Source organism: Staphylococcus sp. HMSC06C11 (assembly GCF_001808345.1).
GTDB classification, from domain to species: Bacteria; Bacillota; Bacilli; order Staphylococcales; family Staphylococcaceae; genus Staphylococcus; species Staphylococcus capitis.
The window spans coordinates 219,892-234,392 of record NZ_KV793030.1; the positions used below are offsets into that span (position 1 = coordinate 219,892).

Genomic DNA, 14,501 nt, shown 5'->3' on the forward strand with positions numbered 1-14,501 from the left:
CTTTATAAGTTATATAATCAATATATTGGTAGTTAACAAATATGTCTAAAATTAAAAATAATAAGGTTTAACATCATAACGCAATCACTTCAAACATAAATACTAAATAAATGTTACTTTTAATGTTAGACATAAGTTGCTTCAATAAATTCAATGTTCATGTTAAGAAAGGACTTGTTTCATGAAGAAAATTTTAATCCTTACCATATTAGTATCTTTTATTTTAGCAAGTTGTGGAGGGAAATCAAACTCTGATAAAAATACATTAAATGTTGAAATTCCCTTGAAAACAAAATCAATCGCCCCCTATGAAACCGATATTCCTGTTAAAGTAGGTGCTTTGGAATCACTTTTCAAAATGTCAAAAGACGGTACAGTTAAACCTTTACTAGTTAAAAGCACACATCAAAAATCTGATAACACCCTCGAATTGACATTAAAAGATAATATTAAATTCCAAAATGGTCATAAAGTGACTGGGAATGCTGTGAAATCAAGTTTAGAAGAGGGAATGAAAAAGAGTGATTTATTAAAGGGGTCATTACCTATTAAATCAATTTCTGCTAAAGGTCAAAAAGTGACGATTACTACAGAAGAACCTTATCCAGAATTAAAATCAGAACTAGCTAGTCCGTTTGCGGCAATTTATGATACTAAAGCCAAAAGTAAAGTTACCGACAAACCAGTCGGAACAGGTCCATACCAAATAGATAACTATAAACGCGCACAGAAGCTTGAACTCACAAAGTTCAAAGATTATTGGCAAGGAAAACCAAAACTCAATAAAGTAAATGTCACTTATCATGAAGATGGTAATACACGCGTTGATAACTTATTATCTGGTAAATCGGATTTAACCACAGATGTTCCTATCGATCGTATAAGTGATGTAAAAAATTCTAAGAAAGCTAATATCCAAAGTACGTCAGGTTTCCGAACACATCTACTGTTATACAATCATCAAAGTAAAAAGATTAATAAAAATGTTCGAGAAGCATTAGACATGGTTATTAATCGTAAAGAAATCGCTAAAAACATTTCTAAAAATTATGCTAAGCCTGCCTCAACTCCATTTAATGATCGATTAAAAAATGTGGAAAACGATAAAGTTCAACCCCAAGATATTGAAAAGGCTAAAAAATTATTAGCACAAGAAGGATTTAGTAAGTCACATCCACTTAAAATTAACATGGTCACATACGATGGTCGTCCAGAATTACCTAAAATTGGCCAAGTGATCCAATCAGAAGCTAAAAAAGCTAATATTGATATTCAGTTACGTAATGTAGATGATATAGATGGTTACCTAAAAGATCCAAAAGCTTGGGATGTGTCTATGTATAGTTATTTAACTATACCTCGAGGAGATACTGGCTATTTCTTCAATACTGCATATTTGCCTAATGGTGCACTCAATAAAGGACATTATAATAATAAAGGAGTCACTCAACTTATTAAAAAATTAAACACCTCTTTTGGTGAAAAACAACGTGCATCAGTAACCAATGAAATTTTAGAAAAGTCTAAAGGAGACATTCCAAATAGTTATATTACGTACAATGATCAAATTGATGGCGTAAGTAGTAAAGTTAAAAATTTCAATGTCACTCCTGAATCAATTTACCTTATTGATTACAAAGTAAGTAAAAAAGAATAATTATATAAAAAACTCCCTATAAAGTATTCACTTTGAAATGTCTACTTTATAAGGAGTTTTTTATTTTACTAATAAAGACTTTTAATACTTAGACAATGATACTCATAGTTGTCTTAAAATGGTGGTTGCCCTAATATTTGTTCTTCAAAACGTTCAGGGATTAAAATTTTACGCATTATGACTCCTAAATCACCATCATCATTTTCATGTTCAGCATATACTTCATAGCCTCTTTTTTCATAAATTTTAAGTAACCAAGGATGGAGTCTTGCAGAGGTACCTAAAGTTACAGCTGCCGCTTTTAATGTATCTCTTAAAAAATCCTCTTCAACATAACGTAGCAATTGACTACCATAGCCCTGACCATCATAAGATGGTTTAGTCGCAAACCACCATATAAAAGGATATCCAGAAATACTTCTCACACTGCCCCAAGGATAACGTACAGTAATTGTGGAAATAATTTCATTACCCTTTACCATAACAAAGGTCGTATTGTTTTCTAAATTATTTTTAACCATTTCTAAATCTGCATTGACTGAAGGCCAATCAATTCCTAGCTCTCTTAATGGTGTAAAAGCATCATACATTAATTGATGTAGCTCCTCTGCATCTTCCATGTTGGCAATTCTTATATTTGTCTCTGACATAATTTCACTCCCAAAATCTAACATTCTACTTGAATAATAGGCTAACTTTTAATCAAACGAACGTCCATTGATTAAGCTTAAGAAGCTCAAACTATATTTAAAGTTGTTTTCAATTTTAACCATCTTTTAAAAAAATAAGCAGATCCATCTATATGAACCTGCTTAACCAATTATTCAGTTAAACTATCACGTTTCCCATTAAGATACGCGTAAACTAAACCAACACATATACCGCCACCGATATAGTTACCAATAAATGCAAAAACAATATTCTTTAACACGTCTAACCAAGACAATGCCTCGATATTAAAGAATATCATTCCTGCATAAAGACCTGCGTTAAATACTACGTGTTCATAACCCATAAATACAAAGACAATTACACCACAAGCGATGAAAAACGCTTTTGCTAAGCCCTCTTTAAATTGTAGAGAAATGAAGATGCCAATATTGATAAAGAAATTACAAAATATACCTTTAATTAATATACTCAACCATGTAGATTCAACTGTTTTCTTATGTACCAGTGTCGTTAAACTATTGGTCATCTCTGGTGTCATTACATGAGAAAATTTAAGTAAGAAGAATAGTATAAATCCACCAACAATATTTCCTATAAAACAAAAGATGAATATCCACGTCACTTTCTTCATACTTATAACTTTATAATACCAGCCGACGGTTAAATACATGAAATTACTTGTAAGTAATTCAGAATGAGTTAATACAACAAGCACTAGCCCTAAACTAAATGAAATTGCACCCATCAAATTGATTAAGCCGTCAATATGTGTTGAAGCAAATTGGGTTTTGATTGCTAACATAAACACTGTAACAATTGAAAGTAAAAAACCGGCCATCATTGATTTTAAAGCATATCGACTCGGAGTTTTATCAGCCATAACCTCTTTCATTTGTACTTGACCGGCAATATTTTGAACAATTGTCTTTGTTGCATGTGTATCCTGAACATTTTTATTATTATGTATCATGCGATCTCTCCTTAATTAAACTCAACATTTATTATAATACATTATATTAATTCATCTATGTATTGTGTATCTCTATAATAAAATTTCTAATAAAAATATCGCCCTGTACCTAGGGCGATATAAAGCTATTCACCTTTAGTTATAGTTAATGTTTACGTTGTGCTAAAAAATGTAAACTATACGCGAAAATGCCATAACCCAATGCAGTTCTTAAAATAAATCTCAGCATTTTATTAGATACACAATTTGAGTTAATTACGATAGACGAAATGCCTGTAGTAAATGTGTACAATCCCAATACTTTTAAATATCTTTTTTTCATAATAATACCTCTTTAACAAATAATTGATTTCTATACCAATTATAATTGAAAAAGAAGCGACTGACTCTGACAGATTTTTGACAACTAAGATTTAAGTAACTTATCTAATTGATCTAAAGTTGAGTCCATCCCTTGCTCAACGCCCATATCTAATGCTTGTTGAGCTGCTTCTTGAGTTGGAAATACTGATGTTGAGGTAACTGTTGTTTGGCCATTTTGCTCTTCAAAATTCATGAAAATTTGCATACCAGGCATTGAAGTATCTTTCTCACCTTTAGAATTAGCAAAGTAATCTAGATATTCAATATAATTAGGTTTGTCTACTTTTTGATATTCAGTAACAGTATAACTTGTCATGTTAGGCGCTTGAATCGCGAAAAACGCCTCTCCACCCTCAACAGCGTTAAAATGATAAACCTCTATTGAAGCGCCTTTAGGATGAAACCACTGTTCAAATAATTCTTTCTTAGTATAAGCATCAAATACTTTTTCAATAGATGCTTGAAATGTTCTAGAAAAAATAATTCTATTTTTTTCTTTTTTAATTGGCATAACGAACCCTCACACTTTATCTTTTATTTTAATGATTATATAGTAACAAAATTCGTCAAATAACAAATAATAAAATGCCCCCACTCATATGAATGGAGGCTCTCAATTTAACCAACGTAACAAAAAACCATGCTTCGGTGGTTAAGAATTAATTATTGTTCTTTCACATTACTTGATAATGACTTTTCTAAGTTTTTAATATTTTCTTTCATTAATTTTTGATAAGACAAGTCTTTTTCTTCTTGTTGATCTTTATTTAAAGATTCCATGTTGTAAAACTTAAGCGGTTTAGCATCTGTTTCTTTACGAATTGTATCTGTAACTTTATTTGCTACATTATCCTCATAAAGAATATATTTCGCTTTACTAGCTCTTATCTCTTTAACAATTTGAGTTAATTCTTTTTGCGATGGATCCTCTGCATTCATATTTTGAACACCTTCTTGCTTAAATCCGTATCTATGAGCTAGATAACCGATTGACTCATGTGAGATAAATACAACATTATCTTTCTTGTCTTTAGTTACTTTCTTCATTTCTTTATCTAAATTAGCAAGTTCTTTGTTAAGTTTTTTGTAATTCTTTTCATATTCTTTCTTATGTTTTGGATCTTTCTTAATTAAAGCATCTTTGATTTCTTTAGCGAATGTTTGATCCATTTTTGGGTCTAGCCAAATGTGCGGGTCATATTCACCATGATGATGATGATGTTCGTGTTCCTCATGCTCTTCTCCATGATGGTGATGATCAGGAAGTAAACTACTTTTACTTAATTTATCTTGTAAAGATAATTTCTTATCTTTATCTTTGATTGTTCCTGCTACTTTTTTAGCAACTGGATCTAAATCATCACCTGTATAGATAAATAAATCTGCCTTACTCGCATTTAAGATATCCTTTTGTGTTGGCTCATAGCTATGTAAATCAGTACCTGCTGGATAAATTGATTTAACGTTTACATGTTTACCACCAATTTGTTCTGCAAAAGATTTAAGTGGATAAACTGTAGTATTGATAGTAATCTTACCATCTTCTTTTTTATTATCATCATTTCCACACGCCGTTAAAATGAGGGCAAATAAAGGGAGAATGACTAATAAACTCAATAGTCTTTTCATAAACAACCTCCTAAATAGTAATTATTACGATTTAAAAGTATATACTTTTATTTCTTAATTGACAAGGGCTTTTAAAAATATTTCTCACAATCATTTGGAAAATAGAACTATTGGTAGTTTTGTAGTGCATCATCTGCAAGTAACTTTTAAAAATAAAAAATGCCGACAAAAGCTTAAGCCTTGTCGACATTTGCAAAGAAGATTGACATATTATATTCTTTAAAATTATTTATTCCCTAATCATCATTAAAGAAAATTACTCTTCTAAAAGTTTTTGATAACTACTAAAATCATATGGATCTTTAACTTTTTTACCTTCAATGAATACTGTAGGAGTTTGTTTAATATGATGTTCCTTACCTAGTTTTTTATCTTTTTCAGCAGCTTTCCATGATGTTGAATTTTTAGTTTTATAATTTGCTTTAATCTTATCTTTAGTTTTATTACTAATGTTTAATTTATCAATTTGTTTATCTATTAATGTATGTGTAATCCATTTCTTATCTTCGTCTTTTTGATGTTCAAACATTAACTTTTGAAATTGGAGTGAATACTTTGGTGCATAATGATTTACTGCTTGTTGTGCTCTTGAACCAATAATTGAGTCCTTTCCTATAAAGGCAAGGTTCACATATTGAAACTTAACTTTATTTTTATCAATATATTTATTTCTCAACTTTGGCATCACTTTATCTTCTACTTTTTTACAATATGGACATTTAAAATCTCCATACATAACTATTAATGGCTTGCCATCTTGTTTAGCTTTAATAGAACTTGGTTGTTTTGAACACCCATATATAAAAATGATGGTTAAAATGGCTATAATTCCAATTAATTTTTTCATTAGTACTCCCTTTGTAGCTATACAACGATTAATTCATGTTTTCTTCCTTGTAATCAGGTTCATGTTCTTCATAATAACCTTTGGAGTTAAAGTTTTCTTTGTAATGCGCTTTTTTGCCTTTAAACTCATATGTGTAATAATGCACTTCAGCATCATCACTCAATGGTTTATATGCAAGAATAACGTATTTCCCTTTTTTAAATACATAAATATTCGCATCTTTCTTATCAAAGTGTTTTACTTCATCTCCTGTATCGTGCTTAGCTATTTTTTCTTGTTTTTTGTCTTGCATTTTTACAGCTTTATCAATTTTATCAGTATATTTACCACTACTACATCCCGCCAATATAAGTGCTACTACTGATAAAGCAACTGCTAATTTCTTCAAACTACTCACTCCTACCTTTTCAACCTATTTTATCTATAGAAAAAATAAATTACCTTGAAAATCTATACATTCTTCATTTATTGTCCCATGTTAGATTCCATTCTTTCATTATAAATATTATCACATAATGAGTGTTACAACGAAGCTAGTTGTTTTTATTTTTTGTGATTTTTCTATTAATTAAATTTAAGTTGGGGTAAATTTATCTCATACAAAAGTATGATGCAATGTTTTGTGTTATTATGTGTAATGATGACTTGGGTTTGGTAAAATAGATAAATCATGACAATTTAGATAACTAAATAGATTTAGAGGGGAAGATTAATGATGAAATTTGTTAACTTATCTTCTGAAGAATTCGATCAATTTACTTCAGAAAATTTTTCACATTATACACAATCAAGTATACATTTTGATAACCGTAATAAAATGAAAGGCGATGTTCATCTTGTAGGAGTTAAAGATGAAGATGACAAAGTCATTGCTGGTTGCCTTTTAACAGAGGCACGCTCGCTTAAATTCTTTAAATATTTCTACACACATAGAGGTCCAGTAATGGATTATAATAATCAATCATTAGTTCGTTTCTTCTTTAAATCTCTTACAGATTACTTGAAAAAACGTAACTGCTTATACGTTCTTGTTGATCCTTACCTACTAGAAAACTTGAGAAACGCTGATGGTGAGATTATCGAATCATTCGACAATCGACCATTCATCAAAACAATGGAAGATTTAGGTTATAAACATCAAGGTTATACAGTCGGCTATGATACAATGAGCCAAATTCGTTGGCTATCAGTATTAGATCTTAAAGACAAGACTGAAGATCAACTATTAAAAGAAATGGATTACCAAACACGTCGTAATATTAAGAAAACTTATGAGATGGGTGTTCAAGTTAAAACACTTCCTATAGAAGAAACAGACACATTCTTTGAATTGTTCCAAATGGCTGAGGAAAAACATGGTTTCAAATTCCGTGAAAAACCTTACTTCGAAGATATGCAAAAAACGTATGAAGATCATGCAATGCTGAAACTTGCTTATATAGACTTACAAGACTACCTAAATACATTACAAGAAAAACATGATAACTTAGAAAAACAACTAAAAGAAGTTGAAAAAACATTAGAAGAAAATCCAAATTCTAAGAAAAATAAAACTAAACACACGCAAGTAAAACAGCAATATGATAGTAATGAACGTAAAATTAATCAAACTAAAGATAAGATTGCTGAAGAAGGACAAGTACTTAATCTAGCCGCTGCGTTATATATTTATAATGACCATGAAGTATATTATCTCTCTAGTGGTTCAAACCCTAAATATAATGCTTATATGGGTGCTTACCGTTTACAGTGGGAAATGATTAAATTTGCTAAAGAGCATGATATTAATCGTTATAATTTCTATGGTATCACTGGAGACTTTAGTGAAGATGCTGAAGACGCAGGTGTACAAAAATTCAAAGAAGGTTTCAATGCTGACGTTTATGAATATATTGGTGATTTTGTTAAACCAATAAAACCTATATTCTACAAACTAAAAGAAACCTTAGAAAATCGCAAATCATAAATTAAAAAGGATCACATCTAAACTCCCCTTTAGATGTGATCCTTCTATATTATACAAGCTCTATTTTTAAAGCAACTACACCATAATTTAATTCATCAGTTTGGTTATAGATGGAATAAATACTTGCTACTTTTTGCGCCAAGGTCGCGTCTGTCTCATAACCTATTTCAGCATTATCATAGTAGTTAAATAACTTCTGAAATGTATCGAAAACTCGCTTTTCAGTTACTTTGACTCTCATTTTTTTCTCCGAGTCGTCTATATTTGTAAAGACAATCGTGTCACCAATTTTAACTTTTTGTCTTTTCTCATCATTCAGTCTAATTTCTACCGTTTTCTTATGATTACGAATGGCTTCGAATGGCTCCACATTTAACTTCATCGAGTGTTCCATTATTTCACTCCTCAAATCTTCTTTGTGAAAATTAATTTATAATTATTTTAACATAAAAAAGCTATGCAAACGTCAAATAACCGTCAGCATAGCATGTATCAAACTTATTTAATTACATTTAAAAAGCGTTTTAATTCCTCAGTTTGAGGTTGATTAAACATTTCGTCTGGCGAGCCTTGCTCAGCAATTTTACCTTCATGAATAAAAACTGTATGATTTGAGACTTCCCTAGCAAATCGCATTTCATGCGTCACAATGACCATCGTCATACCCTCATCAGCGAGTTCTTTAATTACCTTCAAAACATCATTAACTAATTCTGGATCAAGTGCTGATGTAGGTTCATCAAATAGCATGACCTTAGGATTCATTGCTAATGCTCGAGCAATGGCAACACGTTGTTGTTGTCCACCTGATAAAGCATGAGGACGTTGGTCTTTCACGTGATCAAGTCCAACTTTTTCTAATAATTCCATTGATTTACGTTCGGCTTCAGACTTTTTCATTTTCTTAACCGTAACAAGTCCTTCCATCACATTTTCTAAAGCAGATTTATGTGGGAATAAATTATAATTTTGGAAGACCATTCCAGACTGTTTGCGTACTTCGATTTGAGATTTTTTATCCTTTTCAGTATAAGTTTTACCATTAACATAGACTGTACCGTCTGTTGGAATCTCTAAAGCATTCATCATACGAAGTAACGTTGTCTTACCAGAACCTGAACGCCCTATTAAAGTTACAACTTCACCTTTATCTACAGTTAAATCAATGCCTTTAATCACTTCGGTCTCATTAAAAGACTTATGGATATTTTTTAATTCAATCATGAGCGATACCCTCTTTCAATGCGTGATTCATACCATCCTTGAATAATTGAGATGATAAAGCATACAACCCAGTACATAATTGCTACTAAAATATAAATAGTTAAATATTCGTATGAAGTAGACGCAACTTCTTGTGCTTTTCTGAACATTTCAGCCACAAGAATGAAACCTAATAGTGAAGTATCTTTAATTAATCCTAAAAATGTATTACCTAATGCTGGTATAGAAACACGTATTGCTTGAGGTAATATAATTCGTTGAACTGTTTGGCGATAATTCATTCCGATTGAATACGCCGCTTCAGTTTGCCCTTTAGGAATTGAAATAATACCACCACGAATAATTTCAGATGCATACGCTCCCACGTTGAATGATAAACCTATTATAGCAGCTACAACCGGTGCTAAAGTCCATTGATTATCCGCATCATTCGTAATGAGTCTTCCTAATTCTGGAATACCATAAAATATAATAAATAATTGAACAATCATCGGTGTTCCACGAATAATTGATACATATACGCGTGCAATGCCTCTTAAAATTTTACTTGTTGAAATACGCATTAATGCAGTAAACAAAGCAATAACAAGGCCTAGAATAAATGTAACTATAGTAATAGGGATTGAATATTTCACCAATCCCTCTAACATTGGACCAAATGCTTGCTTAGCCGCATCTAAAGCGTGTTGCTGTTCATTATTTAGACTTAGAAACATCTTGACCAAACCATTTCTTACCTATTTTAGCTAATTCACCATTATCTCTGATTTTCTTAAGACCATCATTGAATTTTTTAATTGTTTTATCATCTACTTTCTTAGAAAATGCGAAAGCTGATTTATTTTGTTCAGCGTTACCTTTAATAGCTTTGATCTTAGCATTAGGTTTTTGTTTCTTATAATCTAAATAAGATAAACTATCATTAAACGTAGCATCCACACGTTTAGAAAGTAATAAATCCATTGATTGGTTGAAACCATCAACTTTAGTGATTTCGGCACCTTTATCTTTTGCTAATTTACCGTAGTTAGAAGTGAATGTTTGTGCTAATTTTTTACCTTTAACATCATTAAATGATTTAATATTTTTCTCATTATCACGTACAACTAATACTGCGCTTGAATAAGTGTAAGGATTAGAGAATTTATATTTCTTCTCTCTATCTTTATTGATACCAACTTGGTTTGCAATGACATCAAAGCGCCCTGCATCTAAACCTGCAAACATAGAATCCCATGATGTTTCATTGAATTTTAATTTGAGGTTTTCTGCTTTCGCTACAGCTTTAATAACATCAATATCGTAACCAGTTAATTTATCTTGTTTATTGTGGAAAGTGAATGGTGCGTAAGTACCTTCAGTACCTACTCGTAATGTATTATCATCTTTACTACTTGATTTGCTATCTTTATCACTTGATGAATCGTTATTACCACATGCTGCCAATACAAATACTAAAGCGATAATGCAAAATAAAAGTCTCTTCATTTAGTTAAACTCCTTAATCTTATTATTCTAATCGGAATAAAAATATTTTATCCCTTTAGAGTGTAATAGTCAATAAGAAGTTCCCTTATATCAAGTGTTCAGAAAGTTCTAATATATTTTTTATACCGTTCATGATGTTTGTTCTTTTTCTTTTTTAGTACGTTTTTTAAGCATAAATGTGCATAAGAAACTGATCACCGTAATTATCACTGCAAATAAAAATCCTGCATGATAGCCATGCAACATCGTATCTATTTTAATTTGACTGACCATTTCTTGTTTATTCATACCTTTATAATCACTCATTTTAGGTGAAAAATGTTGACTCGCTTGACTTAAAATAGTAATTAATCCAGCTGTTCCAATTGAACCTGCCACTTGTTGTACGGTGTTAGTCATAGACGAGCCATGCGCATTCATTTCAGGAGTTAATTGGTTCATGGTATGTGTCATTACTGGCATTAATCCTAATGCTATACCAATCATACGAATCGCGTAAACTGTAGCTAACATTACTGTTGAGGTATGTTCATCCATCACCACAAAATACGAAGTTGTTATGATTACAATTAACATTCCGATGATAGCTAAAGGCTTAGCACCAAACTTTTCATACATTGCTCCTGAAGTCATTGACATGATAGCCATCACGATTGCGCCAGGTAATAAAATGAGTCCTGAGTCTAATGCGGGCTTATTTAATAAATTTTGAACAAACATTGGTAATACTGTTTCTGAACCGATCATAGAAATCATTGTTACTGCCATAATAAGTAAACCAATTGCAAATTGTTTATTTTTAAAGACACCAAAATTGAGTAAAGGCGTATTCAAGCGTGATTGTCTCCAAATGAATAACACCACTAAAATAATACCGCCGATAATCGTAGACAAGACTATTGGATCGTCCCAACCATCATGTGAAATGGAGCTCGTACCATAAAGTAAACCACCGAATCCTAATATAGATAATATAATTGAGATTACATCAATAGGAACTTTAATATTTTGTCCTACATTCTTAACAGTGAATAAGGCGATAATAAACGTGATTGCTGCTATCGGTGCAACAACATGGAATAAAGATCTCCAATTAAAATATTCAACTAAATAACCAGATAATGTCGGACCAATCGCAGGTGCTAAACCGATCACAAGTCCGAAGAATCCCATATATTTACCGCGTTCATGAGGTTCAAAGATATCTAGAATCGACGTCATCATTAAAGGCATCATAATACCTGAACCTAAAGCTTGAACAATTCTTGCAAATAATAACGTTGTAAAATTGGGACTAAAACCTCCAACAATTGTACCTACAAAGAAGATTAAAATTCCTGTTAGGAAAACTTGTCTTGTAGTAAATCGTTGTATAACTAATGCTGATAATGGAATAACCACTCCATTGGTAAGTAAAAACGCTGTTGTTAACCATTGAACTTGAGAATACTGAATGTGAAAATCTTTCATTATACTTGGTAAAGCTGTTGTTAATAATGTCTCATTTAACAAACCAAAAAATCCACCAAGTAACATAGTGATAATCATGACTAACTTTGTTTTTAAAGACATGACCTTCCCCCTTTTATAACATCAAACAGATATTTGCCTATTATACATATTTTGAATAAGTTAATCATTTAGTTGGCTCACTTTTGTTTCTAAAAAAATACTACGACTTATGTATTTCTGTTAAATCGTAATAATTACTATTTACAAAAGCATTATTTTCTTCCATAATATAGATACACAAGGAGGAAGATAAAATGAAATTAGATTTACAAACTGCTAGACGCAATTTGAATAGCCCGAATATAAAAACAAGAAAACGTGCTCTGAAAATAATAAAACAACATAAAAGAGCGAAATAAAATCTTTTAAATTCTAACACTTATATTTAATTTGATATGTTAATCATTTACCCGAAATGAGTAAGACATATTTCCCAGACAATTTCCTTATTATTCTTTCAACTTATAACTTCACATAATAAAAGCCATTAAATGATTTAAACTTATCATTTAATGGCTTACTCTATTCTGGTCTATTATAAATAGTATTTATCTTTCACTTCCAAATCATCAGTTAATTCATAAACAAGTGGCGCACCTGTTTTTATTTCATAACCAACAATCTCTTCACTAGATAAATTTTCAAGGTATTTAATTAATGCTCTAATGGAGTTACCATGTGCAGACACAAGTACAGTTTCACCATCTAATAGATGTTGTGAAATTCGATCAGTCCAAATAGGCACAACGCGATCTAATGTATCCTTTAAACTTTCAGAATATGGCATCATTCTTTTATCTAAATGTCTATATCTACGATTGTTTAAATATTCTTCACGTTGTTCTTCACTTTCTGCTGGTGGTTGCACATCATAAGAACGTCTCCATTGATGAACTTGTTCTTCTCCCCATTTTTCACGTGCATCATCTTTATTTAAACCTTGTAATCCACCATAGTGACGTTCATTTAATCGCCAACTTTTATGCACTGGAATCCACTGTTGATTAGAACCTGCTAAAATATATTGTGTTGTTTCTAAAGCTCTAGTTAATAACGATGTATAGGCAACATCAATTTCTAATTTATTATCTGCTACTTTTTCACCTGCAGTTTTAGCTTCTTCAATTCCTTGTTCAGACAACTTCACATCTGCCCAACCGGTAAATAAGTTTTTAGCATTCCATTCACTTTGTCCGTGACGACATAATATTAATTTTGGCATAAAAAACACCTTCCTAATTTAAAATTACGTAATCAACCACTACACAATCTCAAAACATGAGCGTAAATATAACAATGAGATTGCTAACATGACTTAATGATTACATGAATAACTGACCTCATTTTTCTCTCTCACTACTATTATTATAGACCGTTAAAACTTATTTTCCCAAGTAATTGTATGGCTATTTTCGTAATATATTGTCACAAGACATTGATATATTGAAATGTTTGTTTTATGAATAAAATATCTGACTTTGTATTTTTACTTTGATGTAACCTATGAAAACAATTGCGATGATATAGTGTATTTACAACTTGAGAAAGACACAAATTAAAATAGATCTGTGATACCTGCATCATGAACTGCATTTTCAGACAGATTCTAGTAAAAGGAGTTATTAATTATGAAAAAATCAATACTAGCAATTCTAGCTACAGTTTCAATAGGCGCTACAGGTTTAGAAGCCGGTAATGCACATGCTGCCGAAAATACTAATCAAAATTATAATTCTACGGCTACTCAAACATCATCTAGCCATAGCTCAAATGCAAGTAGTGAGTCAACAAGCGAAGTATATCAAGAATTCATAAAAGCTGGAGGTACAAAAGCACTTTGGGAAAAAATCGTACTTCCTGAATCAGGCGGAGACCCAAATGCATCTAATGGACAATATCATGGATTAGGTCAAACTAATCAATCATGGGGATATGGTTCAGTCGCTACTCAAACTAAAGGTATGATTAATTATGCCAAAGAACGTTATGGTTCTATAGATGATGCTATTTCTTTCCGCGAAGCTAACGGGTATTGGTAATTTATAATTAGGTTAAACCTATAAAAATATAATGATTGTTTAAGATACGATCTACTATTAACTAAAGCTATATTTCAACTATTATCTTAATAATTCAACATCTCTCTACGTATTAATATAGCCAAAACCCCTAA

16 protein-coding genes and 1 pseudogene are annotated in these 14,501 nt (G+C 31.2%); 4 read left to right on the plus strand and 13 right to left on the minus strand.

The annotated features are described in order from the left end of the window. The first annotated feature begins 181 nt into the window (after window positions 1-181). Window positions 182-1,657 (plus strand): nickel ABC transporter substrate-binding protein, encoded by a 1,476-nt coding sequence (nikA, locus tag HMPREF3154_RS01150; RefSeq protein ID WP_023351204.1) that lies wholly within the window; start codon window positions 182-184, stop codon window positions 1,655-1,657. Between the two features lie 113 nt (window positions 1,658-1,770). Here nikA and HMPREF3154_RS01155 read toward each other — a convergent pair whose 3' ends face one another. From HMPREF3154_RS01155 to HMPREF3154_RS01180, 7 genes and pseudogenes are all read right to left on the minus strand, one after another. Beyond that, the gene (locus HMPREF3154_RS01155; RefSeq protein ID WP_023351203.1) at window positions 1,771-2,307 is read right to left on the minus strand and encodes a GNAT family N-acetyltransferase; all 537 of its coding nucleotides are present in this window, start codon (window positions 2,305-2,307) and stop codon (window positions 1,771-1,773) included. A 170-nt stretch (window positions 2,308-2,477) separates the two neighbouring features. Continuing rightward, window positions 2,478-3,299, minus strand: coding sequence for a formate/nitrite transporter family protein (locus tag HMPREF3154_RS01160; RefSeq protein WP_023351202.1), 822 nt, complete (start codon window positions 3,297-3,299; stop codon window positions 2,478-2,480). A gap of 145 nt (window positions 3,300-3,444) precedes the next feature. Continuing rightward, the gene (locus HMPREF3154_RS11480; RefSeq protein WP_030063344.1) at window positions 3,445-3,621 is read right to left on the minus strand and encodes a hypothetical protein; all 177 of its coding nucleotides are present in this window, start codon (window positions 3,619-3,621) and stop codon (window positions 3,445-3,447) included. An 84-nt stretch (window positions 3,622-3,705) separates the two neighbouring features. Beyond that, window positions 3,706-4,173: an SRPBCC family protein gene (locus HMPREF3154_RS01165; RefSeq protein ID WP_030063342.1), complete on the minus strand. Its 468-nt coding sequence runs from the start codon at window positions 4,171-4,173 to the stop codon at window positions 3,706-3,708. 161 nt (window positions 4,174-4,334) lie between these two features. After that, window positions 4,335-5,291, minus strand: a pseudogene (locus HMPREF3154_RS01170) (metal ABC transporter solute-binding protein, Zn/Mn family); the annotation flags it as partial. Window positions 5,292-5,547: 256 nt separating this feature from the next. Continuing rightward, a complete protein-coding gene (locus tag HMPREF3154_RS01175) occupies window positions 5,548-6,138 on the minus strand; it encodes a DsbA family protein (protein ID WP_023351199.1) in 591 nt (196 codons plus the stop codon). Window positions 6,139-6,166: 28 nt separating this feature from the next. Then, a complete protein-coding gene (locus HMPREF3154_RS01180) occupies window positions 6,167-6,526 on the minus strand; it encodes a DUF4467 domain-containing protein (RefSeq protein ID WP_002432307.1) in 360 nt (119 codons plus the stop codon). A 327-nt stretch (window positions 6,527-6,853) separates the two neighbouring features. Between HMPREF3154_RS01180 and HMPREF3154_RS01185 the strand changes: the two genes are divergently transcribed. After that, entirely contained in the window at window positions 6,854-8,104 is a 1,251-nt protein-coding gene (locus HMPREF3154_RS01185; protein ID WP_030063338.1) for an aminoacyltransferase, read from the plus strand. A 49-nt stretch (window positions 8,105-8,153) separates the two neighbouring features. On the opposite strand, the gene HMPREF3154_RS01190 is transcribed toward HMPREF3154_RS01185, so the two are convergent. The 5 genes from HMPREF3154_RS01190 to HMPREF3154_RS01210 all read right to left on the minus strand — a co-directional run bounded on the left by HMPREF3154_RS01190 (window position 8,154) and on the right by HMPREF3154_RS01210 (window position 12,388). After that, window positions 8,154-8,498, minus strand: coding sequence for an ASCH domain-containing protein (locus HMPREF3154_RS01190; protein WP_023351197.1), 345 nt, complete (start codon window positions 8,496-8,498; stop codon window positions 8,154-8,156). Window positions 8,499-8,602: 104 nt separating this feature from the next. After that, a complete protein-coding gene (locus HMPREF3154_RS01195) occupies window positions 8,603-9,328 on the minus strand; it encodes an amino acid ABC transporter ATP-binding protein (RefSeq protein WP_023351196.1) in 726 nt (241 codons plus the stop codon). Then, complete coding sequence (locus tag HMPREF3154_RS01200; RefSeq protein WP_002432695.1) at window positions 9,325-10,044, minus strand: amino acid ABC transporter permease; 720 nt, start codon at window positions 10,042-10,044, stop codon at window positions 9,325-9,327. Before HMPREF3154_RS01200 ends, HMPREF3154_RS01195 begins: the two co-directional genes overlap by 4 nt. Next, a complete protein-coding gene (locus tag HMPREF3154_RS01205) occupies window positions 10,025-10,816 on the minus strand; it encodes a transporter substrate-binding domain-containing protein (protein ID WP_023351194.1) in 792 nt (263 codons plus the stop codon). Before HMPREF3154_RS01205 ends, HMPREF3154_RS01200 begins: the two co-directional genes overlap by 20 nt. A gap of 129 nt (window positions 10,817-10,945) precedes the next feature. Continuing rightward, on the minus strand, window positions 10,946-12,388 hold the full coding sequence (locus tag HMPREF3154_RS01210; protein WP_037550317.1) for an MDR family MFS transporter: 1,443 nt from the start codon (window positions 12,386-12,388) through the stop codon (window positions 10,946-10,948). A gap of 194 nt (window positions 12,389-12,582) precedes the next feature. On the opposite strand from HMPREF3154_RS01210, the gene HMPREF3154_RS11305 reads away from it, so the two are divergent. Beyond that, the gene (locus HMPREF3154_RS11305; RefSeq protein WP_000762708.1) at window positions 12,583-12,687 is read left to right on the plus strand and encodes a putative metal homeostasis protein; all 105 of its coding nucleotides are present in this window, start codon (window positions 12,583-12,585) and stop codon (window positions 12,685-12,687) included. Between the two features lie 176 nt (window positions 12,688-12,863). Here the strand turns inward: HMPREF3154_RS11305 and HMPREF3154_RS01215 are convergent, their stop codons facing one another. Further along, window positions 12,864-13,550 (minus strand): 2,3-diphosphoglycerate-dependent phosphoglycerate mutase, encoded by a 687-nt coding sequence (locus tag HMPREF3154_RS01215; RefSeq protein ID WP_002432310.1) that lies wholly within the window; start codon window positions 13,548-13,550, stop codon window positions 12,864-12,866. Between the two features lie 406 nt (window positions 13,551-13,956). Here HMPREF3154_RS01215 and HMPREF3154_RS01220 point away from each other — a divergent pair, with 406 nt between their 5' ends. After that, window positions 13,957-14,367 (plus strand): aggregation-promoting factor C-terminal-like domain-containing protein, encoded by a 411-nt coding sequence (locus HMPREF3154_RS01220; protein ID WP_002432800.1) that lies wholly within the window; start codon window positions 13,957-13,959, stop codon window positions 14,365-14,367. Window positions 14,368-14,501: the final 134 nt, after the last annotated feature.